Source organism: Brevibacillus laterosporus DSM 25 (assembly GCF_002706795.1).
GTDB lineage: Bacteria > Bacillota > Bacilli > Brevibacillales > Brevibacillaceae > Brevibacillus_B > Brevibacillus_B laterosporus.
The window spans coordinates 2,872,846-2,893,844 of record NZ_CP017705.1; the positions used below are offsets into that span (position 1 = coordinate 2,872,846).

The window sequence follows — 20,999 nt, forward strand, 5'->3', positions numbered from 1 at the left end:
GATGCACGTTAGGGCTCATCAATTAATGACTTAAAAATTTCCACATAAACCCACTAATTTCTGCTGTTCTACTCACATTTTTCTCGTCTCCAAGATATAAATAAATCTAGAGGTTGGGTTTTATTTCCTCGTCCTAGTATGAATTTTTTATTTGATCCGACAACAACTTTTAAGAAGCATAACATCCTAAAAAGGAATTAGCATACAAATTTAAAAAAGGAACTGTCTAAAACGCTTTCCAAAAAATAAGTGCTTCACTTTCCTACAAGCCCAATAGTATCTAGCTTTATAAAGGGTTTCCTCCATGCAAATCTGTTTCCTTATAGATGCAATCCTGCCTTTTTGCAAAAACGTTTCTCTGGACTAACACGGTTTTGGATCGTTACCATTAAACATAGAAAGTTCGGTATGAGGAGGAAATCTACTGTGGAAAGTATAGAAGGGAGCACGAAGCTCCTGAAATACAAAAAGGGAAGCAGAGCCATTAAGATTAGCATCTTCCTTTATTTGATCCTGTCTGTTAGTAAGATTCTGGTTGGGATGTTTGCTCAATCTGAGGCATTGACAGCAGATGGATGGAATAACGTATCAGATGTGTTGGCGTCTATTGCCCTGATGATTGGTATGTATATTTCCCAAAAACCAGCTGATCACAATCATCGATATGGACATTTTCGTGCAGAAACGACAGCAGCCCTATTAGCGGCTTTTATGATGGCAGTGGTAGGAATAGATGTTTTAAAGGGTGCTTTCATGAAATTATGGAGACCAGAAGCGCAAGTAATAGCTCCTGATCCTTTATCTATGTATGTAGCTTTTGGTGGTGCTCTCATTCTATATCTCTTATCTCGTTACAATATGGCTATTGGCAAAGAAACAGATAATCTGGCAGTTATGGCTGCTGCTTATGATAATCGAAGTGACGCGATTATAAGTATTGGAACATTAATTGGTATTGGTACAGCCCGACTAGGCTGGCTATGGGCAGATGCCCTAGTGGCACTTATCGTTGGCTTACTCATTATTAAGACGGCATATGTGGTAGGAAAACAGGCAGTTGACAGCCTGATGGATGCCTTTGAAGAAGATAAATGGCAAGAGATTCACGATCGTATTATGGAAGTGAATGGTGTTAGCCGAGTGACTGATTTACGGGCTCGTTATCATGGAAGCGCTGTTCATGTTGATTGTATTATTGAAGTACCATCATCCTTAACTGTAGCAGAAAGTCATGATGTTACGGATAGGATTGAAGAATATCTGAAAGGCTTTAATGGGATTGAACGAATGCTGATTCATGTAGAGCCAGCTTCCCGTAGACCAAATAAATCTCGAACATAGAATGTGTCAAATAGCAAAAGCTCCTCACTAGGAAGGAGCTTTTGCTTTTCTAATTAACCTGAATCTCTTTTTGGGGATTTAATTTTTTGGTTAACTGGTCTTCGCTGTGGTGAATCCAGCCTACGAATGAATCGCGAATTTGTTTATCTTGATCTAGATAGACGACAGCTACCAGCATGTAATGCGATTTACCCATATGCTTAGCACGATAACGCAAATCTTTCCATTTTACTTCATAGCCAAAAGAACGTTGTATCACTTCTGCATGAACATGGTGGGTAAAGGAAAGAAAGGCCTGCACTTTTTTATCCTGTCTCGTAAGGGTAATAAGCTCTGGCTCAGTTTTTGGAATTGGGAAAATATCAAGCACTAATGGCTCTGAGCCTTGATGTATCTCTCCTACATACCATTGCTGAGGCGTTTTTACGACGAACGTCCACTGACTCCATGAATAAGTAGGGATTAGCGTATATTCTCCTTTTAGTCCCAAAGAAGATTGAAGATAGGCTAGCTCACGTGCATGTACCCGATACCTTTTTACATAATAAAGGGCAATAAATACGTAAATAACAAGGAACAGCTTACCAGGCTCAGCACCAGCCGCCCACAATAATAGTCCGATGATATGCAAGGCAAAGATTAGAGGATCAAAGATAAACATGGTACAAAGGGCAACCCATTTTCGACTAAAGGGTCGTAGTGCCTGTGTCCCATAGGCGTTAAATATATCGACAAAAACATGTAAAAAGACAGCAAAGAATGTCCAACCGAGTAAATGCCCCCAGTGTTCTTGCGGAATGAAGTATTGGATAAGTCCAAAAATGGAGAGTGTCCAGATGAAAATAGCAGGGATCGAATGAGAGGCTCCCCGATGGTTGCGGATATATGTTGCATTACCGAGTAGACGAGTAAATCCATCAAAATCGGGTGCTTGTTGACCGATGACTGTTCCAATCATTACCGCTTCAGCTAAACCCGGATTGTTTGCTACAACAGGATCTAGATGAGCAAGGGCGGCTAAACCAAAACCGATGGCAAAATGCGTGGCAGTATCCATTAGAAGATTTCTCCTTTCGCACGGGGATGGTGGAAAAATTATGGCACAACTAACGTAATTCTTCAATCCTTTCTAGAAAAAAGTATTCAATTCACAGACAGTGACTTCGTTGTGTATCATTCTCTCTACATCTAACAAAAACAATACATCAGTATGGCAAATGTAGGAGGGCGCTTGTTCAAACCAGTTTTTTTTGGCAAGATGGAAGTAGATGATCTCTGCACTATTGCAATATAAAAAATGGATGTAACCTGAAAAGTACAAAGGGGAAACAAAGAAAAAGCATGACAAGAAAAAAACAACCAACTATTTATACACTGCCCGATGAATTTCAAGCGTTTGATTTTGCTCAAGATCTCTTGTATTGGTATGATGCCCAAAAGCGAGATTTACCATGGCGAATAAATCGAGACCCTTATCGTGTCTGGGTTTCAGAAATTATGCTACAACAGACACGTGTAGAAACCGTGAAACCCTACTATCAAAATTTTATGCAAAAATTCCCTACAGTGGAAGCGCTGGCTGCCGCTCCTGAGGAACAGGTTCTAAAAGCATGGGAAGGACTAGGTTATTATTCCCGAGCACGTAACTTACAAGCCGCAGCTCGTGAGGTTACAGTTTCGTATGGTGGAGTGGTTCCTGACACACCTGAAGAAATTTCTAAGCTAAAGGGTGTAGGCCCATATACAGCCGGTGCCATTTTAAGTATAGCTTATGAAGTTCCTGTACCAGCGGTGGACGGTAATGTAATGCGTGTGTTTTCCAGACTTTTACTGATGGATGATGATATTGCTAAACCAGCTACACGGACCAAAATGGAACAGCTAGTTAAACAAACAATTCCAATCGGACGAGCGGGTGACTTTAACCAAGCGATTATGGAATTAGGGGCACTTGTTTGTCTGCCTAAAAATCCGCAATGCCTTACCTGTCCCGTCTTTGATTACTGTTTAGCTCGAAAAGAAGGCGTGCAGGATACATTGCCCGTCAAAGGGAAGGCAAAGCCACCGCGTCCCGTTCAATTACTAACAGCGGTAGTAAAACGTGACTCCCAATTCCTTATTCAAAAGCGTCCTGAACAGGGATTATTAGCAGGATTATGGGAATTTCCTATGATAGAGCATGCGGGGACAAAGGATGACGAGGAACAATTGCTACGTTTCTTGGAAAAAGAGTATGGACTAGAGGTAGATTTGGGAGATTATCTGATGAATGTACAACATACCTTCTCACATTTGCATTGGAATGTAGATGTGTATGTAATGGAGCACATTTCAGGTGAGCCGCTAAAAGAGAATGCTGTGTTTGTTACCTCAGAGGAAATGGCACAATATGCATTCCCCGTATTACACAATAAGATCATTGCCGAAATATTAGCGAAGGAAGAAAATTGTTAACGGAGAAAGCCCCTTCACAAGAGGGGCTTTTTACAGGCTTATTCCGATTTTTTAGAATCGATTCATTAAATAATGGTGCTCAATACATCGTTGTTGGTTTTCTTCACGGATTTTTTCAATACGTTTATGTTGGATATAATCTCGGTATGTTTTCTCCGGTGATTTCTTTTTACGTTCAATAATAATGGTAAAAAAGATCATTGGAATATGCACAGTGCACATCCTCCTTTTATTTTTTGTTCATCCAGTCAGGTCCCATCTAGCGCCTTTACACCTACATACTTCATACGTTGTTTACGTTTAACATTTCTCATCTCAACATTCCTCCCATTCAAAGTAAGAATACTTACATAATATACGGCGTTTGGGCGTCTAACATGTACCGTTTTTCATCGCGTTCTTTAATCCATTGTTCCTGGAAGTAAAGTTCTGTTTGCCTTTCAACAGGCGGCTTGTTGCGTTTAATCTGAACAGAAAACATAAAAAAATGAAATACCATGACTTGTGTCACCCCCTTTCAATTTCTATGAAAAAAGAACATAAAAAGACCGTAAGATATGGGTATCTCACGGTCTGAGCGTGTAAAAGTAAATATGCACCGCAAGAGATACCTCTCCTACGATCTACTTATCAGGCATAAAGAATGGCTAAACAACCATCACCTGTCTGGAAGCGAGGAGAGAAGATGTTATGAAATTATGCATAGCACTATTGTTGCCAACTAATTGTGTAAAGATTCCCATAAACATCATTTTCTGAACCTCCTTTCCATATGACTGGTATTATTCCTTAATAGTATGGCATTATTTTCAATTTGTAAAGCATAATATTAATCATTTGTAAAAAAAAATAAAAACATTGAAGGCTTATTAATTAGATGGCAATAATTAGGTAATGAGGGCTACACCTTATCCACATTTTCACGTAGCGATGCGATGATATAGCTTGTATAATATAGAAGTCAATTAGTACCAGATGTTAATAGCTGGTAGATGAAATGTTTTTTTAACATTTTAGGAAGAAGGGAAGAAATATATGAGTAGAAATGGGAAAGTGGCGTTAGTTACAGGTGGAACCAGAGGTATTGGGAAGGCGATTGCACACCAATTAGCTGATCAAGGCTATGATTTAGTCATTAACTATCTACGGAATCGTACAGCAGCAAGAGAAACAGCAGCTGAATTGGAAGCGAAGGGTGTTCGCGTTCATTTGGTGAAAACCAATGTTGGAGATGTTGCAAAAATCAAAGAAATGTTTAAAGAGATTGATGAGGTATTCGGCCGTCTGGATATTCTTGTAAACAATGCAGCTTCTGGTGTCCTACGACCTTTAATGGAGCTTGAAGAGAGCCACTGGGATTGGACTATGGAAATTAACAGTAAAGCTTTATTATTCTGTGCGCAAGAAGCAGCGAAACTGATGCAAAAAACAAATGATGGTGGTAAAATCGTAAGCTTGTCCAGTTTGGGCTCCATACGCGTAATTGAAAACTACACAACTGTGGGAGTATCTAAGGCCGCTGTAGAGGCTTTAACTCGTTATCTTGCTGTAGAATTAGCTCCGTATAATATCTCTGTAAATGCTGTGTCTGGAGGCGTTGTCGATACAGGCGCATTAAAGCACTTCCCAAACCGAGAAGAATTATTAGAAGCATCCGCTAACCGCACTCCAGTAGGTCGTATGGTAGAAGAAGAGGATTTGGCTAATGCGGCGATATTCTTGTTATCAGACCAAGCAAAAATGATTTGCGGACAGACGATTATTGTTGATGGCGGTATTTCTTTACTGGTTTAGTTCCTGTTAGAAAACTGCTACAATGTTAGTTGTGTTTAAGGGGACAAACTTTCCCTAGTAGTGTACAATAGAAAAATGAAGCCGTCTAAGGGAGGCGCCTATTATGATTATTCGGACGTTTCGTCTGGGCGATTATGCGGCAATTACTCGTATTTGGCAAGAAACAGAATTAGATCGAACTGATACCGAAACGATGGATTCTCTTGCTAAACAATTAGCTTGGGACAGCGACTTGGTTATGGTTGCTGAGGAAGATGGAGAAGTCGTAGGCGTTATTGTCGGCACGATAGATGGGACTCGTGCTTATTTTTATCGTTTAGCCGTTTCGCTTTCTTCCCAAGGAATGGGCATAGGCCGTAAGTTAGTGGAAGCTCTAGAGAATCGTTTTCACCAACGTGGAGTCAATCAAATTCTTATCATGGTAAATCAGGCGAATGAACGGGTGCTACCTTTTTACCAAACCATGGGATATGAGTTGCAACAGTATATTACGCTTTCTAAAAGGATTTCCTCCTAAAGGAAATATTTCTTTGAAAGATGCAGAATTGAAGAAAGGAGAGAGTCATGTCGTCGCAAGTACCAGGTTCCATTATACGCATTGAAAGTTTTAAACATAATCAGTCCTTACACCGTACTTGGGATCGCACTACGCTTATTCATACAAGCGATGCAGTGGTGATAGCCGGTAATGATCGTGTCAAAGTCACAGAGTCTGATGGGCGTGAATGGCGTACAAGAGAGCCTGCAATCTGTACATTTGGACGGGGACAATGGTTTAATATACTCGCCATGATCCGTGATGACGGGATTTACTATTATTGTAACATCGGTTCTCCTTTCAGTTTAAAAGGAAATTTACTTAGCTACATTGACTATGATCTGGATGTGAAGGTCTATCCAGATATGACGTATACGGTATTAGATGAAGAAGAATATGCACTACATAGCGCACAAATGAATTACCCTCCATATGTAAAAGAACGGGTTCACTTGGCGTTGGATGAGGTTTTGGAGTGGATCAAAGCGAGACGTGGGCCTTTCCAGAGTGGGTTTGTTCAAAGATGGTATGAACGTTATCAACTGTTAAAACACAATGATGAAGAGTAGTCAATTATATGTCATGGACACACACCCCTGTTATCGGTCAAGCGCAAATTTGCCAACGATAACAGGGGTATTTTTAAATCCCATACGCTTGCAATAGTTAGAAAACAGAGAAAACCGGCTAAAAAGAAAAAGAAACGTGAATTTATTGGAGGTAAATGGGCTGTTACCATATACTTGACAACAAGACATAACCGTCTATCTGGTGTAAAATCGGTTCACAGAGACTTAGCTTCGGAGGATTAAAGCGGCGCATCCATCTTTCATACTAACAGCAGGAGGGGTGCTATGAGTAGCATACGCAGATATTTACGTTATGTGGGACCTTACAAAGTGAAAATTATTTTAACCATTGGTATCGGTATTGTAAAATTTGGGATTCCATTATTAATGCCATTAATTCTCAAGTATGTGATAGATACCTTGGTTACCGGTACAATGCCTAAGGAAGATAAGCTATATCAATTGTTTTGGTTAATGTGTGCTGCTTTTTTTCTGTTTACAATCGTGCGAGCTCCTGTAGAGTACTATCGCCAATATTACGCCCAATGGATATCCAGTCGTGTTCTATTCGACATTCGTAATCAATTATTTAGCCACCTACAGAAATTATCTATGCGATTTTACAACAATCATAAGGTAGGTGAAATTATTTCACGAGTTGTGAATGATGTAGAACAGACGAAAAGCTTTATTGAAACAGGTCTTATGAATATTTGGCTGGATTTGGTGACCATTGTGATTACGCTTTCCATTATGTTATTTATGGATGTAAAACTAACTTTGATTGCTATTGTTGTGTTTCCTTTATACGGATTCTCGATTAAGTATTTTTATAAGAGATTGCGCCAATTAATGAGGGACCGGTCCCAGAAGCTAGCTGAATTACAAGGGCATCTACATGAGAGAGTTAATGGAATTTCTGTTACTCGTAGTTTTGCTTTGGAAGAGTATGAAGCTAAACAATTTGAAAAGAAAAATCAAAGATTCCTAAATAAAGCTTTAGAGCAAACTAGTTGGAATGCCTATACGTTTTCTGTGGTTAATACGATTACTGATATTGCGCCGCTGTTAGTTATTGGCTTTGCCGGTTATCAAGTTATCCAAGGTATGTTAACGATTGGAACACTCATGGCCTTTTACGCTTATTTGGAGCGATTATATACACCACTTAGACGGGTTGTTAATTCATCGACTACATTGACGCAGGCGATTGCTTCTATGGATCGTATGTTTGAATTTATTGATGAGCAATATGATATCGTGGATCGGCCTGAAGCTTGTACGTTGCCCGTGAATCCTGAAACAAAAAGGATTAGCGGGCGTGTAGAGTTTGAAAAGGTTACATTTGCTTATAACAAAGGAGATGAACCTGTTCTACATGACGTACATTTACGGATTGAGCCTGGTGAAACGGTAGCATTAGTCGGTATGTCAGGAGGTGGAAAGTCTTCTCTTATTAGTTTAATTCCGCGATTTTGGGATGTGACGGGTGGACGAATCCTTATTGATGGCATCGATGTACGGGACGTTACTCAAAACAGCTTACGTGAGCAAATTGGAATTGTTATGCAGGATAACATTTTGTTTAGCGAGTCAGCCAGAATGAATATTACAATGGGGAATCCGCAAGCGACAGAAGAAGAGATGTTAGCAGCAGCCAAAGCCGCGAATGCACATGACTTTATTTGCGAGTTACCAGAGGGCTACGATACTGAATTGGGTGAGAGAGGAGTCAAGCTCTCAGGGGGTCAGAAGCAACGAATTGCTATTGCTCGCGTCTTTTTAAAGGACCCTGCTATTTTAATTTTAGATGAAGCCACTTCCGCATTAGATTTGGAATCTGAGCACATGATTCAAGAATCCTTAGCTCATTTGGCAAAGGGCAGAACGACTATTATTGTGGCTCATCGTCTGTCTACCATTACGCATGCAGACAAGATAGTTGTGTTAAAGGATGGACGAATTGTGGAGATGGGGAAACATGAAGAACTTCTTCAACAGCAAGGAGTTTATCATGCTTTGTGGAACGTACAGGATTTTGGCAACGTAGATCAAGAAGCTATTTCCACGATGGGATGAGCAGGTAACATCCAACTTAGAAAAACAGCCTCTGACTTTTTCACTGGCTTAAAATAAGGAGTGAGGGTATGGAGACCTGGAAACGCAATTTGTTTGTTCTCTGTGGTGCTTTGTTTATCGTTATGGTAGGAATGAGTATGGTGATGCCATTTCTCCCGCTCTTTATTCAAGAAGAATTACATATCACGAACACTCATGACGCAACGTTGTGGTCTGGGATCATATTTGGAGCTAACTTTTTAACGGCTGGATTAGTTTCTCCTATTTGGGGGAATTTGGCAGACAAATATGGGCGTAAAATTATGATACTCCGCTCTGGTTTTTTAATGTCAATTACGATTGGGCTAACCGGACTGGCAGGAAATGTATGGCATTTATTATTGCTGCGTTTATTAAACGGAACGATTAGTGGAATCATTCCTGCCAGCAATGCTTTAGTAGCCTCCAGCGTGCCTAAGGAGCGTTCGGGATGGGCTTTGGGTATTTTGCAATCCTGTGTTGTATCTGGTTCGATTATGGGGCCTTTCTTTGGAGGCTTGCTTGCTGATCTAGTTGGGTACCGTGCTGTGTTTATGGTAACGGGTAGTTTATTATTTATAGCAACTCTCATCATCACGTTTACCGTCAAGGAAGACTTTACACCTTTGCCAAAAACAGAACAGACAAGTTTGCGGGATGATTTTAAAATGGTGTTTGCAAGCAAAACGTTACCGGTTCTGTTTGGCGTGACCGTAATTGTTCAATTTGCGTTAAATGGGATTGTTCCAATCTTACCGATCTTTGTTAAAGAGCTAATTGGAAGTGGCGAGAGAGTAGCCTTTTTTGCAGGATTGGTTACAGCTATGACAGGGATAGCTAATGTTCTAGCTTCTCCTCAATTAGGAAAATTGGGGGATAGAATTGGTTCGCATAAAGTATTGCTTGGCTGTTTACTTGCCTCTGCTATTGTCTATATTCCAACGGCGATGGTGCAAACGCTTTGGCAGCTACTTATTTTGCGTTTCATGGCGGGATTATGTGTAGGCGGACTATTACCGGCTGTTAATTCATTGTTACGAAAAGCTACTCCAAGTCATATGGTTAGTCGAGTATTTGGCTATAATAATAGCTTTCTATGTCTTGGCAATATGCTTGGACCGATGACAGGTGGATTTCTAGCTGGATATGTAGGATTAAACGGTGTATTCTTAATGACGAGCATCCTCCTCTTTATAAATTTTTTATGGTTCTTGTATGTGGTTCGACATGGTTTTCAAGCAGTGTCGAGTGAATAGGCGTAACGTGCCACTACGTTTTGTCGTCATACTGAAAAAGGAGTGAAACAATATGAAAAAATGGACAGGCTTTCTGCTTTTATCAGCTTTGGTTGTAGCATTGGCAGGTTGTACCGGCAATCAGCCAGACCAGAAGCCTACAACTCCAACGACAGAAACTGCTCAACCAGCTACTGAAATTACAAAACCAGCTGGAAGTAAGCATATCAATATGGATGAAAAGGAAGCTGTCGCTTTGGCCGCAGAGGGAGCAGACGCTTATGCGTATGTATTGAACGGTGGAAAAATAGAGCCAGATAAAAGTAAGAGCTTCACTCATGAGGGTAAAGACTATCGCTTTGTAGGAAGCGATATAGATACAAAAGAAAAGCTGATGAAATATCTGGAGAATGTCTATACAAAAACAGCAAGCGATAAAGTAGTGAACAATCTCAAGCTGATTGAAAAAGATGGAAAGCTGGCTCAACCAAGCATTGATAAAAGTAGTGTGCTTCAATGGGGTAGTGGACAGGCAGAAATGATTACAGAAAACCAAAATGGCAGAGAGTATGAGATTAAAGTTCCTATCGGAGAAGGCGATCAAGTTGATTTTAAAGTCTATTCTGTACGTATTAAACAAGAGGATGGCGTATGGAAGCTTGATACAATTCCCGGTGTGAAGGAGTAATTTGCATCAAAAACAAATGAAAGGCGCCCCTGATGGGACGCCTTTTTTTGTGAATGGAAGTAAAAGTTAGTCGTCACTATCTCGTTTAAACAACCAGATATACTCTAGCAACTGTAGCACAGACATGAGAGCTGCCGCTACATAAGTAAGAGCTGCGGCACCAAGTACGGCCTTAACTTCACGCTCTTCTGAATTGCGGATATAGCCCATTTTAATCATTAAATCTTTAGCGCGGCTACTAGCATTAAATTCGACTGGCAATGTGATGACTTGAAATAGAACGGCTACGCTAAAAGCAATGATCCCAAGTAGGAAGAGACCACTAATTTTAAGGAAGAGACCACCTAACAACAAGAAAGGGGCTATCCCAGAGGTAAGGTTAACTAATGGGAAAATGCGATGTCTAGCAACTAACATTGGATAATCAACCTTGTGCTGAATCGCGTGACCTACCTCATGACAGGCTACAGATACCGCTGAGATGGAATCGCTAAAATACACAGGATCTGATAAGCGAACAGTTTTAGACATCGGGTCGTAGTGGTCGGTAAGAGTACCTGGTATATGTTCGACTGGAACATGCGATAAACCGTTAGAATCCAGTAAATGTCTAGCTGCTTCAGCTCCGGTCATTCCAGAGGAGACAGGTACCTCCGAGTATTTGCTAAACGTTCCCTTAACACGGAACTGTGCCCACATTGTTAGACCGAATGCCGCGAAAATTAACAGCGTCCATGGGGTAAAAAACATATAATATCACTCCTATCTATGATGATTATTCTTGTCCTTTTCTCATCCTATGCTCATTGTGCACTAAAAATGGTGAGAAGACACAAAAATACATCTTTACATGAAAAGAAATAGATTGTAGCTCGTTAGCATAGTCTTGCCAGTTAATTTAGATACGAATTAAATTAAAAAAAGTTTCATTTATTTTGATAGTACCACAAAAAGAGATCAAAGAAAAAACAAGCCCACGACGGGGCCTGCTTCACTTCTTTTGTTATTCAGTTGATACAGATGGATCAGCTTGCTCTTTTTTAGGAGTAATTTGTACAAAGTGTGCTTCTGGATGTTCCAATAATTTTTGAATGAGCCCTGCTTCCTCATATTGTTCAGTAGCCGATAGCTCTTCTTTATATTTTCCTAGTAGCTCAGATACATCAGAGATGCCTTTGGAATCAAGCTTGTAAATAAATACTTTGGCTCCTTTGGCGATACGACGTTTCAAGGCATCTTCATCAAAGCCTAGTTCTGGTTGTAGTCGAACATATACGGTACCACCTGTCATTCCGGCACAAATCCATGGACCTGGATCACCCAATACGATTGCCCGACCATTTGTCATGTATTCAAAAGCGAAACCTTTTAGATTGGCGCGGGCACCCAAACCTCCTAATTGATCCTGAAGAGGTTCTGTAATACCACCGCCAAATACAACGTCCGCACCGGAAAGTCGGATACAGGCACGAGAATCAGCATTCCCTTGCACGATAAATAGCCCTTTTTGTGCCCCATAGCAAAAGCTTTTACCAACAGACCCATTTATATATTGCCCGTGTGCTCCTTTAGATTTGAGTATGGAGACGACGCCTCCAAAGCTTGTTTTACCTACACCATCTTGTGCCCCGCCTTGTACTCGTATTCTCACACCCTCCGCATTGTAAGCTGCAAGACCATTTCCTGGAACACTGCCGTGATCAAGGTGCAAAGAGACTTCTGGAAAGGACACATAGCTTCCGTCCAAATAAGGTTTCACACGTGCCCCTGACCAACGACTTCCCAATACTCGTTCTCCTGATAAAATGGCTGAGAAATTTTGCTGAATGGGTTGATCTTGGCTGAAATAGTGATCTTTTTCATGAATTTGTTCTGTTTTTTCTGTTATTCCTGCTGCTACCAATACCTTAGCCGCTGTGGATTCATAAATAGCTTCACGATATTGTTTGGTAGTAAACAATGGATGTACAGAAAGCAGTGAATCCAAATCCATTTGGTTAAAACCACGTGCTTGCACTAACAAATCGGATCGACCAACTAAGTCCTGCGAATGGGTCAATCCAAGTGTAGCAGTAATTCGTTGTAATTCCTGACCAAATTGAGTGAACAGATTAGTAAGACCAGCTACCGCTAAATCAAATTGACGTGGGACAAAACGGCGTAAGCCTTTTTCATGTGCCTCCTCCATATTGTCAATTTGAGTGGCTATCCCAACGTGACAGGTATCTAAATGACAGCCACGGCAGGTGGTACACCCGACAGCAATCATAGCTAATGTAGCAAAGCCAATGCGATTAGCCCCTAGCATCATTAATTTAGCTACATCCAGTGCGCTTTTGACGCCACCATCTGCCCATAGCTCCACCTGATTGCGTAGGCCAGCCTCCAGTAAGGCATTATGAGCTGCCTTTACACCAATCTCAGCAGGAAGTCCAACGTGTTGTAGGGCATGCACACGGGCAGCTCCTGTACCTCCATCAAACCCTGACAACGTAATGTAATCAGCACCAGCTTTGGCTATTCCAACAGCAATGGTCCCGATATTTGGTACGATAGGCACCTTTACGCATACTTTTGCTTGATGATTGGCTGTTTTTAATTCTGTAATCATCTGAGCCAAGTCTTCAATGGAGTAAATGTCATGGTTGTTGGAAGGTGAGATTAGATCGGAACCTACGGTAGCATTACGGGCAGCAGCAATTTTTTCTGTAACTTTAGAGCCGGGTAAATGCCCACCTTCACCTGGTTTGGCCCCTTGACCAATCTTGATTTCCAATAAGTTTGAAGAATTAGCTAATTCAACGTTTACGCCAAATCGTCCTGATGCAATCTGTTGACCGCGGGTGCGTGGGTATTTACCCAGCATATCTTTAATCTCTCCACCTTCACCGTTCATGGAAATCATATTTAGTCGATCAGCTGCTTCTGCATAGGCACGGAAGGCTGTTTCATTCTGTGAACCAAATGACATAGAAGAAATCATAAACGGTAATGAATGCTCCCCTACGCTGTTGTCTACTTGATCGGGTTCGATTTGAGCGTCCTCTTGCTGATTGCTACTTTTTTCATAAGCAATATCAGTTAAGTGACGGATGGAAATCGGATTTGCCTGTTCGTTTTCTTCTAATTTTAATGCGTAATCTGCATAAGGTATTTCAGCACTGGCAATTTGCCCTATTGCTTTCCATAAACGTGGAAATAGATGGAAGGTTCGTGCTTCACGAGATTTTTCATCTCTATATAATTCGTAGCGTTGACGGCTTTCTGCTTCTAACTGGTCAAGTGACAAGCCAGCTTTATCTGAGCCACAGAAGGTTGGGATTTGGAGGATACTAGCCACTTCTGTACTGATACCTATTGCAGAAAAGAGGCGTCCATAGCCACGTAGTTCGTGAATACCGATCGTTGATGTTACTTTTTCTAAGCCTTTCGTTAAAGCTGTAAATAGATTATGAACAGCTGTTGTTCCGCCCTTTGCATATACAGTGGCAAACAATACGTGTGGAGCCACCGCCTCTGCACCGCTTCCCAGTAGAAGAGCGATGTCATGCAAGGAACGAATAGCACCGGAGCGAACGATGATGCTTACTTGTCTTCGCAGGTTCTTACTGGAAGATTCAGTTTGTTTGAGCGCTCTGTCAATGTGAGCTGTTACGAGTAAAGGATCAATAAAATATTGATTTTCAATATGCACCATTGAGTCATCGAGAATCAGTAAGGAGGCACCTTTTTCCACAGCTTGACAGGCTTCTTGGGCAAGACGATCCAGGGCTTCTAGCAGACGTTCTGCTTCTCGAAATACGATGGGCAGGACGACTACACTATGCGGATTTTTATGGAAGCTAGAAATAATTTGTTCCAAAGTCATCATTCCCTGAGGAGATGCAAGCTCTTGAAACGATTGTCCCTCTACTAGTAGCGGCGAAGCGATCTCCATGCGAGTATGTGGTGTGGTATCTTTCTGGGATAGAAATGTGCGTTTTCCTAAAACCACACGTGTTGAAAAATGCTCAATTTCACGATCTCTATCAATTGCCGGATTGGTTACGACTGCCACGCTCTCTTTAATATAATCGCTGATATTCTGGCGTTCTTTGGAGAGGGCCGCAAGTGGTCCGTCATAGCCAAGGGAGCGAATCGGCTCTGCGCCATTAGAAGCCATTTGCTCAATAAGTTGAATTTGCTCTCGATCCCAGCCAAACGCACTGAATGTTTGAGCTGTAGGCGCTTCATAATCATAAGAAGGGGCAACCATTTCACTTTTATAGGCGTAATGTAAATGCTGGCGGAAGTGGTGACAGGAAATTTTTGTCTGAAAGCTACCTTTAACAAGCTCTCGTAACTCTGAGTGACTAAAAATTGTGATACCCTGCGGGCTTAGCTGAACACCAATTTTCTCACCAGGTGCTAATGATTTTGGTTCACTAACCATTTCTGACACAGGAATAATGCCTTGTTCGGAGGAGAAATAAAGTGATTCTTCACTTTCTACCATCCAGACGGGGCGCAATCCCAAGGAGTCCACGCTAAATACGCATTGATCGGCGTAACGAGAAACAATTCCCGCGGGACCCTGAGCAAAGTGGCCCCAAGCCTGTCGTAAGTAAGTGTATAAATCCTGTAAATCATGAGATAACAATTTGATTTCATTGTGGATAGGTGGAAAAATTACCTCTAAGGATTCAAACAGAGTTAATCCGTAGCGATGAATAAAGGTTTCAATAGTACGATTTAGATTTTGAGAGTCGCTACCGCCTTCGACTAACGGCACTTGTAGCATGCGAGCTTCTTCTTCTAGTTTACTAATGGTATTAATTTCGCCATTATGTCCTAGTAAAGAAAAGGGCTGAACTCGGAAAAAATTAGACAATGTGTTAGTTGAGTAGCGATTATGACCGATTGTAACAGTGGAGGCGAAGGATGGATCAGCTAAATCTACGAAATAGCGGGGTAAGATGTTCGCTGCGCCCATCAATTTATAAGAAACGGTGCGATTACTGAGGGAAGCAACATGTACATGATAGGTATCTTCAATTTCGACGTGCAGTTCAAACAATAATTTGACGTATTGTTCAGGCGATAGTGAAGTTGTTTGGGTGGCTTGATTCGGCATTAGAGCAATTTGCCAAAAAAGTGGTTCATCCTGTCTTCCGTTTTTTCCTAGAACGTCTGAATGAACTTGATTTTCACGTTCAGCTAAAATAGTTAAGCCATGCTTTTTAATAAGCAAGCCAATACCTTCTTGGACTTTTTCTACTTCATGTCCTTTGCGTGGAACGAAAATATGAGCAACAGCAAAGGAAGGATCATAAGCCAAGTCGCTTTCAAAGATTGAGTTTTCCAAATGTTTTTCCCAGATATAGCGTGGGATATCAGTTAATACACCACATCCGTCACCTTCTCCATCAATAAATCCAGAGCGATGCTCCATTTGTACGAGGGTACGAATTGTTTCATCTACATTTTTTCTTGTAGGTGTTCCTTTTTTTTCAATGATACAGATAATTCCGCAGCTATCATGCTCTGTTGTGTGATAATTCCGAAAGTTTTCGGTGTGTGTATGCTTTTCATTTCTCTTTTGCATAGTAACGGTCAGTAGGCCTGACCTCCACCTCCTTAGTTCTTCTAAGACAGTTGAGTATAAATCCTTTTATAGAGGAGTAGACCTCAATGTGGATGTTCAATATAGCAAACAGGGGAAGCATATCGTTATTTACCATTGAGAATAACATGAAAGGGGCAAGCAAAACAATAACAAAACAATTAATTATACAAATGTAAGCGTTTTTATGCAATTTTTTTTCTGATATTTGTGTGTTTAAGGAATTATTAAGCAATATTTTGGTATAAAATTGTATAATTTATACAAAAAACCCCCTGTAATGGGGGCTGTTTCGATTAATGGTCTCGATTTTCTGTTTTATGTTCCTGTGTTTTGTGATGCTCTGTTTTACGTGGATTCTGGAAGCTTAGAAATTCTAATGGTTTTGCACTCATTTTGGGATCAGTGAAGGTTTGTTCGGGTGCTTGCGGAAAGTCATTTTTGCCTCTGGACATTGACTACCCCTCCTGTATTACGCTTTTTGGGTGAAGACAGACTTAGTTTTCCCCTAAAGCCAGAAGTTTGTCCGATCGTTTTTTTCCATATGTAAAATGGGAAAGACCCCATATCATTAATATGAATGGGGGTCTTTTCATTCATTGTTTATTTCTGTGCCATTTTAGCAAAGCAACGGTCTACTGCTTCTATTGTCTGTTTAATATCTGCCTCGTTATGGGCTGTTGTGATAAACCAAGCTTCATATTTAGAAGGAGCCAGGCAAATTCCTTCGTCCAATAACAAACGGAAGAATTGGGCAAACTGTTCTCCATCAGCACTTTGGGCTCCATCATAATCTGTAACGGTGACATCGGTAAAGTAAACAGCTAAAGCACCTTTTACGCGATTAATGCGAACGGTTACACCGTGGTTTTCTGCAGCTTGACTGATGCCAGCTTCTAGTAGCATACCTAAACGATCTAGTTCTTCATATACACCGGTTTCTTTGAGCACTTCTAAGCATGCGATACCTGCTTTAATGGAGGCAGGGTTTCCGGCATGTGTACCAGCTTGGTAAGCAGGTCCAAGGGGTGCTACTTGCTCCATGATTTCACGGCGACCGCCATATGCGCCAATTGGCAAACCTCCACCAATAATTTTACCTAGGGCAGTCAAGTCAGGCTCAACTCCAAGTAGGTTCTGTGCTCCACCATAGCAGAAGCGGAAAGCGGTGATTACTTCGTCATATACGACCAAGGCTCCAGCCTCGTGAGTCAGGCGATTGACTTCTTGTAGGAAGCCTTCTTGCGGCATCACGATACCAAAGTTACCAACGATAGGTTCAACTAAAACAGCGGCAATTTCATGTCCCCATTTTTCTAGCGCTTCTTTATAGGCGTCCACATTATTAAATGGAACGGTGATAACCTCATTAGCAATACTTTGTGGAATACCAGCGCTATCTGGAATACCTAGTGTTGATGGGCCAGAACCAGCGGCTACTAATACTAAATCAGAATGTCCGTGATAGCAGCCAGCGAATTTAATGATTTTTGTTCGATTGGTGTAAGCGCGAGCCACACGAATGCATGTCATAACAGATTCTGTACCTGAGTTATTGAAACGAATACGTTCCATCGAAGGAATCGCTTCCCGAATCATTTCAGCGAAGGTAATCTCCCAAGGGGTAGGTGTACCATACAGTGTGCCATTTTGAGCAGCATCCACGATTGCTTTTGTAACGTGTGGATGAGCATGTCCAGTAATGATGGGACCGTATGCTGCCAGATAATCTATGTATTTATTGCCATCTGCGTCCCAGAAATAAGCTCCTTGTGCTTTGGTCATGACGACAGGAGAACCGCCACCAACGGCTTTAAACGAACGGGAAGGACTGTTTACGCCCCCTACAATGACACCATACGCTTGTTCATACAGTTTAGTTGATTGTTCACGATTCATGAATTCTTTCACTCCTTTTTCGGTCCTTTTATCATAACATAGGATACCAAGTGTATTTGGGGCAAGTTTCTTTTTGCAAGTTATCATTCGCTCATATACACTATCTATCGTGGTAGTTACACCATAATGCTGGAGAGGAAGGAACGCGAGAAATATGATAAACGTAACGCAATTAGAGAAAGTATTTCGCATTCACCAAGCTCGCAATGGCTTGTCTGGTGCTTTTCGCGATCTTTTTCAACGAGAATATAAAACAGTACGGGCTGTTGATGAGCTTAGCTTTGAGGTACAAGCAGGTGAAATGTTTGCTTTAATCGGTGAAAACGGAGCCGGAAAATCAACGACTATAAAAATGCTAACGGGCATTTTGACTCCTTCTAACGGAGAGATTTTAATTAATGGCTATCATCCGTATCAGAATCGAGAAAAATATGTTGAATCCATCGGGGTTGTATTTGGACAACGTTCACAATTGTGGTGGGACTTGTCCCCATTAGAGTCGTTTCGTCTATTGCGCCGTGTCTATAAAGTGGATGAGGAAGCTGGGCAAGCATGGCAGGATCGTTTAATAGAAGAATTGGATATGGGCTCGTTCATCCAGCAACCTGTGCGTAAATTAAGTCTTGGACAGCGAATGCGCTGTGAAATCGCTGCTGCTCTTATCCATAAGCCTAAGCTGTTGTTTCTCGATGAGCCAACAGTAGGCTTAGATGTACTGGTTAAACAAAAGATTCGTGACTTCCTAAAAAGTCTAAATGAAACGGAAAATACAACCGTCTTGCTTACTACCCACGATGTATCTGATATTGAGGCGCTATGTAAACGAGTGTTGGTTATGGATAGTGGCAAGTTGATTTTTGACGGACTCTTAACCGATTTGAAGGAGCGCTGGGGGAATAAGACAGAAGTAGTATTCCAATTTAAACAAAAAATGACAGCAGAGAATCTGCGTGCTGCATTATCTGGGTTTGAATGTAGTATTGAGGGCATCAATGCGTACTCCCTGTCTGTGTCTTTTCAACATGAAAAGTTGCCAGCGATTTTGACTCAAGTGATGGCTAGCTTTGAACTAACAGATGTAACGATCAAAGAAACTTCTACGGAAGAGATTGTACGCAACATCTACTCGACGACAGGCGGGGGATTCTAGCATGTGGAAACTTTATCAAGAGTTGATACGAATTCGCTTTCTGACCATGCTTGCTTACCGGGTAAATTATTACAGCGGGATTATAATTTATGCGATTAATATCGGAGCTTATTACTTCTTATGGGGAGCAATCTATTCTGGGCAGAGCAATCTAGTTGGGATGTCTTTGGTTCAAATGACTTCTTATGTCGCGATTGCTTGGATGTCTCGTGCATTCTACTTTAACAATATAGACCAAGAAATAGGACAGGACGTTAGAGAAGGAAAAGTAGCTACCGAGCTTATTCGTCCCTATAATTACCTGTCAGTAAAAACAGCACAAGCATTGGGAGAAGGGATTTTTCGCCTTGTGTTTTTTGCTTTTCCGGGGCTTCTCATCGTGCGATTGTTTATTCCTTTCGAATTTCCGCATAGTGGGCAAATATGGGGGATGTACAGTGTAAGCTTGCTACTTGGTTTTGTCGTAAATACGCAAATCAATTTACTCACAGGCTTACTAACGTTTTTCTTCATGAGAAATGAAGGGATGATTATGGCAAAACGCATGGTTGTAGATTTGCTGTCAGGTGTAGTCATTCCGATTAGTTTCTTTCCAGGGGTAACCCAAACGATATTACAATATCTGCCGTTTCAGGCCATCAATTTTACACCTAGTATGATTTTTACAGGAGCACTCCATGGTGATAAAGCCTGGATAGCAATTGGCACACAGGTTATTTGGATCGCTTTATTGTTTATACCGATTATTCTGTTGTGGCAACGTGCAAAACGAAATTTGGTCGTGCAAGGAGGATAGCCAGATGGGGCAAGTTATACGTTTGTTTCAAGATTATCTCAGCCAGTATTTTAAAGTAAAACTGTCGTATCGGGCCAATTTCATCACTGAATTGCTGTCTAATATCGTAAGTGAACTGTTAAATCTGGTATTCATCCTAGTTGTATTCACGCATGTCCCGACCTTACAGGGCTGGACTATGTACGAGATTATTTTTATTTATGGATACTTTCTAGTACCATATGCTCTGTTTACAATGTTTTTTGGCTTTTGGGATTTTAATGAGCGCTATATTATCAAAGGAGAGATGGATCGTATCTTGACGCGACCAGTCAATCATTTAGCGCAAATTTCACTGGAATCCATTTCACCAGATCGTATATTTGGAGTACTAACGGGGTTGTTAATTATGCTGTACGCGGGATGGAAGCTTCAGCTTACAATCTCCTGGTATGATCCCATTATCTTTATCCTGTTAGTATTGAGTAGTACCTTGATCTATGGTGGTGTTTATACTGCAATAGCGTCTGTCAGTTTTTATAGTGACTCACGCACGGGAATCGCTCCTATGATCTGGAATATTCAAAACTATGGGCGTTACCCAGTAGATATTTACAACAATGCAATTGCAATTTTGTTGAAATGGATTTTGCCATTTGCATTTGTAGGTTTCTATCCTTCCGCTTATTTTTTGAAAAAAGAAGCTTTATATGGGTACACAATGTTAACCCCTGTGATGGGAATTGTCTTTTTTACCTTAGGGATTTTGATCTGGAATCAAGGTGTTAAAAAATATAGCGGTGCAGGTTCGTGAGGAAATAGCATAATAAATTGATATTGTCAGACATTGAAATTAA

At 41.1% G+C, this 20,999-nt stretch carries 18 protein-coding genes; 11 read left to right on the forward strand and 7 right to left on the reverse strand.

The window, feature by feature from the left end:
- The first annotated feature begins 426 nt into the window (after positions 1-426).
- Positions 427-1,341: a cation diffusion facilitator family transporter gene (locus BrL25_RS13905; RefSeq protein ID WP_018672446.1), complete on the forward strand. Its 915-nt coding sequence runs from the start codon at positions 427-429 to the stop codon at positions 1,339-1,341.
- 49 nt (positions 1,342-1,390) lie between these two features.
- On the opposite strand, the gene BrL25_RS13910 is transcribed toward BrL25_RS13905, so the two are convergent.
- Entirely contained in the window at positions 1,391-2,398 is a 1,008-nt protein-coding gene (locus tag BrL25_RS13910; RefSeq protein ID WP_018672447.1) for a metal-dependent hydrolase, read from the reverse strand.
- A 284-nt stretch (positions 2,399-2,682) separates the two neighbouring features.
- On the opposite strand from BrL25_RS13910, the gene mutY reads away from it, so the two are divergent.
- Complete coding sequence (gene mutY, locus BrL25_RS13915) at positions 2,683-3,795, forward strand: A/G-specific adenine glycosylase (protein ID WP_018672448.1); 1,113 nt, start codon at positions 2,683-2,685, stop codon at positions 3,793-3,795.
- A 51-nt stretch (positions 3,796-3,846) separates the two neighbouring features.
- Here the strand turns inward: mutY and BrL25_RS25185 are convergent, their stop codons facing one another.
- Both BrL25_RS25185 and BrL25_RS25190 read right to left on the reverse strand, forming a co-directional pair.
- On the reverse strand, positions 3,847-4,008 hold the full coding sequence (locus BrL25_RS25185; RefSeq protein ID WP_018672449.1) for a hypothetical protein: 162 nt from the start codon (positions 4,006-4,008) through the stop codon (positions 3,847-3,849).
- A gap of 133 nt (positions 4,009-4,141) precedes the next feature.
- Positions 4,142-4,294: a hypothetical protein gene (locus BrL25_RS25190; RefSeq protein ID WP_018672450.1), complete on the reverse strand. Its 153-nt coding sequence runs from the start codon at positions 4,292-4,294 to the stop codon at positions 4,142-4,144.
- Positions 4,295-4,830: 536 nt separating this feature from the next.
- Between BrL25_RS25190 and fabL the strand changes: the two genes are divergently transcribed.
- The 6 genes from fabL to BrL25_RS13950 all read left to right on the forward strand — a co-directional run bounded on the left by fabL (position 4,831) and on the right by BrL25_RS13950 (position 10,716).
- Positions 4,831-5,589 (forward strand): enoyl-[acyl-carrier-protein] reductase FabL, encoded by a 759-nt coding sequence (gene fabL, locus BrL25_RS13920; RefSeq protein ID WP_018672452.1) that lies wholly within the window; start codon positions 4,831-4,833, stop codon positions 5,587-5,589.
- A 103-nt stretch (positions 5,590-5,692) separates the two neighbouring features.
- Complete coding sequence (locus tag BrL25_RS13925; protein WP_018672453.1) at positions 5,693-6,106, forward strand: GNAT family N-acetyltransferase; 414 nt, start codon at positions 5,693-5,695, stop codon at positions 6,104-6,106.
- A gap of 47 nt (positions 6,107-6,153) precedes the next feature.
- Positions 6,154-6,696 carry a DUF402 domain-containing protein gene (locus tag BrL25_RS13930; protein WP_018672454.1) on the forward strand — a complete coding sequence of 181 codons (543 nt, stop codon included), beginning with the start codon at positions 6,154-6,156 and terminating at the stop codon, positions 6,694-6,696.
- A 285-nt stretch (positions 6,697-6,981) separates the two neighbouring features.
- The gene (locus BrL25_RS13940; RefSeq protein ID WP_018672455.1) at positions 6,982-8,775 is read left to right on the forward strand and encodes an ABC transporter ATP-binding protein; all 1,794 of its coding nucleotides are present in this window, start codon (positions 6,982-6,984) and stop codon (positions 8,773-8,775) included.
- A gap of 68 nt (positions 8,776-8,843) precedes the next feature.
- Positions 8,844-10,049, forward strand: a complete 1,206-nt coding sequence (locus BrL25_RS13945) for an MFS transporter (RefSeq protein WP_018672456.1) — start codon at positions 8,844-8,846, stop codon at positions 10,047-10,049.
- Between the two features lie 52 nt (positions 10,050-10,101).
- Entirely contained in the window at positions 10,102-10,716 is a 615-nt protein-coding gene (locus BrL25_RS13950; RefSeq protein WP_018672457.1) for a DL-endopeptidase inhibitor IseA family protein, read from the forward strand.
- A 66-nt stretch (positions 10,717-10,782) separates the two neighbouring features.
- Here the strand turns inward: BrL25_RS13950 and BrL25_RS13955 are convergent, their stop codons facing one another.
- The 4 genes from BrL25_RS13955 to BrL25_RS13965 form a co-directional block, all read right to left on the reverse strand.
- Positions 10,783-11,466: a zinc metallopeptidase gene (locus tag BrL25_RS13955; protein ID WP_018672458.1), complete on the reverse strand. Its 684-nt coding sequence runs from the start codon at positions 11,464-11,466 to the stop codon at positions 10,783-10,785.
- Between the two features lie 253 nt (positions 11,467-11,719).
- The gene (locus BrL25_RS13960) at positions 11,720-16,300 is read right to left on the reverse strand and encodes a glutamate synthase-related protein (protein ID WP_018672459.1); all 4,581 of its coding nucleotides are present in this window, start codon (positions 16,298-16,300) and stop codon (positions 11,720-11,722) included.
- A gap of 314 nt (positions 16,301-16,614) precedes the next feature.
- Positions 16,615-16,773 (reverse strand): hypothetical protein, encoded by a 159-nt coding sequence (locus BrL25_RS25195; protein ID WP_018672461.1) that lies wholly within the window; start codon positions 16,771-16,773, stop codon positions 16,615-16,617.
- Positions 16,774-16,921: 148 nt separating this feature from the next.
- The gene (locus BrL25_RS13965) at positions 16,922-18,217 is read right to left on the reverse strand and encodes a glutamate-1-semialdehyde 2,1-aminomutase (RefSeq protein WP_018672462.1); all 1,296 of its coding nucleotides are present in this window, start codon (positions 18,215-18,217) and stop codon (positions 16,922-16,924) included.
- Positions 18,218-18,371: 154 nt separating this feature from the next.
- On the opposite strand from BrL25_RS13965, the gene BrL25_RS13970 reads away from it, so the two are divergent.
- The 3 genes from BrL25_RS13970 to BrL25_RS13980 are packed head-to-tail and all read left to right on the forward strand — an operon-like array spanning position 18,372 to position 20,956.
- Positions 18,372-19,367, forward strand: coding sequence for an ABC transporter ATP-binding protein (locus BrL25_RS13970; protein ID WP_018672463.1), 996 nt, complete (start codon positions 18,372-18,374; stop codon positions 19,365-19,367).
- A gap of 1 nt (position 19,368) precedes the next feature.
- Positions 19,369-20,163: an ABC transporter permease gene (locus BrL25_RS13975; RefSeq protein WP_018672464.1), complete on the forward strand. Its 795-nt coding sequence runs from the start codon at positions 19,369-19,371 to the stop codon at positions 20,161-20,163.
- A 4-nt stretch (positions 20,164-20,167) separates the two neighbouring features.
- On the forward strand, positions 20,168-20,956 hold the full coding sequence (locus BrL25_RS13980; RefSeq protein ID WP_018672465.1) for an ABC transporter permease: 789 nt from the start codon (positions 20,168-20,170) through the stop codon (positions 20,954-20,956).
- Positions 20,957-20,999 lie beyond the last annotated feature (43 nt).

Coding starts and splice junctions, on each gene's coding strand:
- BrL25_RS13910 (WP_018672447.1), bottom strand. CDS start 2,398: ATGGATACTGCCACGCATTTTGCCATCGGTTTTGGTTTAGCCGCCCTT.
- mutY (WP_018672448.1), top strand. CDS start 2,683: ATGACAAGAAAAAAACAACCAACTATTTATACACTGCCCGATGAATTT.
- BrL25_RS25190 (WP_018672450.1), bottom strand. CDS start 4,294: ATGGTATTTCATTTTTTTATGTTTTCTGTTCAGATTAAACGCAACAAG.
- fabL (WP_018672452.1), top strand. CDS start 4,831: ATGAGTAGAAATGGGAAAGTGGCGTTAGTTACAGGTGGAACCAGAGGT.
- BrL25_RS13925 (WP_018672453.1), top strand. CDS start 5,693: ATGATTATTCGGACGTTTCGTCTGGGCGATTATGCGGCAATTACTCGT.
- BrL25_RS13930 (WP_018672454.1), top strand. CDS start 6,154: ATGTCGTCGCAAGTACCAGGTTCCATTATACGCATTGAAAGTTTTAAA.
- BrL25_RS13940 (WP_018672455.1), top strand. CDS start 6,982: ATGAGTAGCATACGCAGATATTTACGTTATGTGGGACCTTACAAAGTG.
- BrL25_RS13945 (WP_018672456.1), top strand. CDS start 8,844: ATGGAGACCTGGAAACGCAATTTGTTTGTTCTCTGTGGTGCTTTGTTT.
- BrL25_RS13950 (WP_018672457.1), top strand. CDS start 10,102: ATGAAAAAATGGACAGGCTTTCTGCTTTTATCAGCTTTGGTTGTAGCA.
- BrL25_RS13955 (WP_018672458.1), bottom strand. CDS start 11,466: ATGTTTTTTACCCCATGGACGCTGTTAATTTTCGCGGCATTCGGTCTA.
- BrL25_RS13960 (WP_018672459.1), bottom strand. CDS start 16,300: ATGCAAAAGAGAAATGAAAAGCATACACACACCGAAAACTTTCGGAAT.
- BrL25_RS25195 (WP_018672461.1), bottom strand. CDS start 16,773: ATGTCCAGAGGCAAAAATGACTTTCCGCAAGCACCCGAACAAACCTTC.
- BrL25_RS13965 (WP_018672462.1), bottom strand. CDS start 18,217: ATGAATCGTGAACAATCAACTAAACTGTATGAACAAGCGTATGGTGTC.
- BrL25_RS13970 (WP_018672463.1), top strand. CDS start 18,372: ATGATAAACGTAACGCAATTAGAGAAAGTATTTCGCATTCACCAAGCT.
- BrL25_RS13975 (WP_018672464.1), top strand. CDS start 19,369: ATGTGGAAACTTTATCAAGAGTTGATACGAATTCGCTTTCTGACCATG.
- BrL25_RS13980 (WP_018672465.1), top strand. CDS start 20,168: ATGGGGCAAGTTATACGTTTGTTTCAAGATTATCTCAGCCAGTATTTT.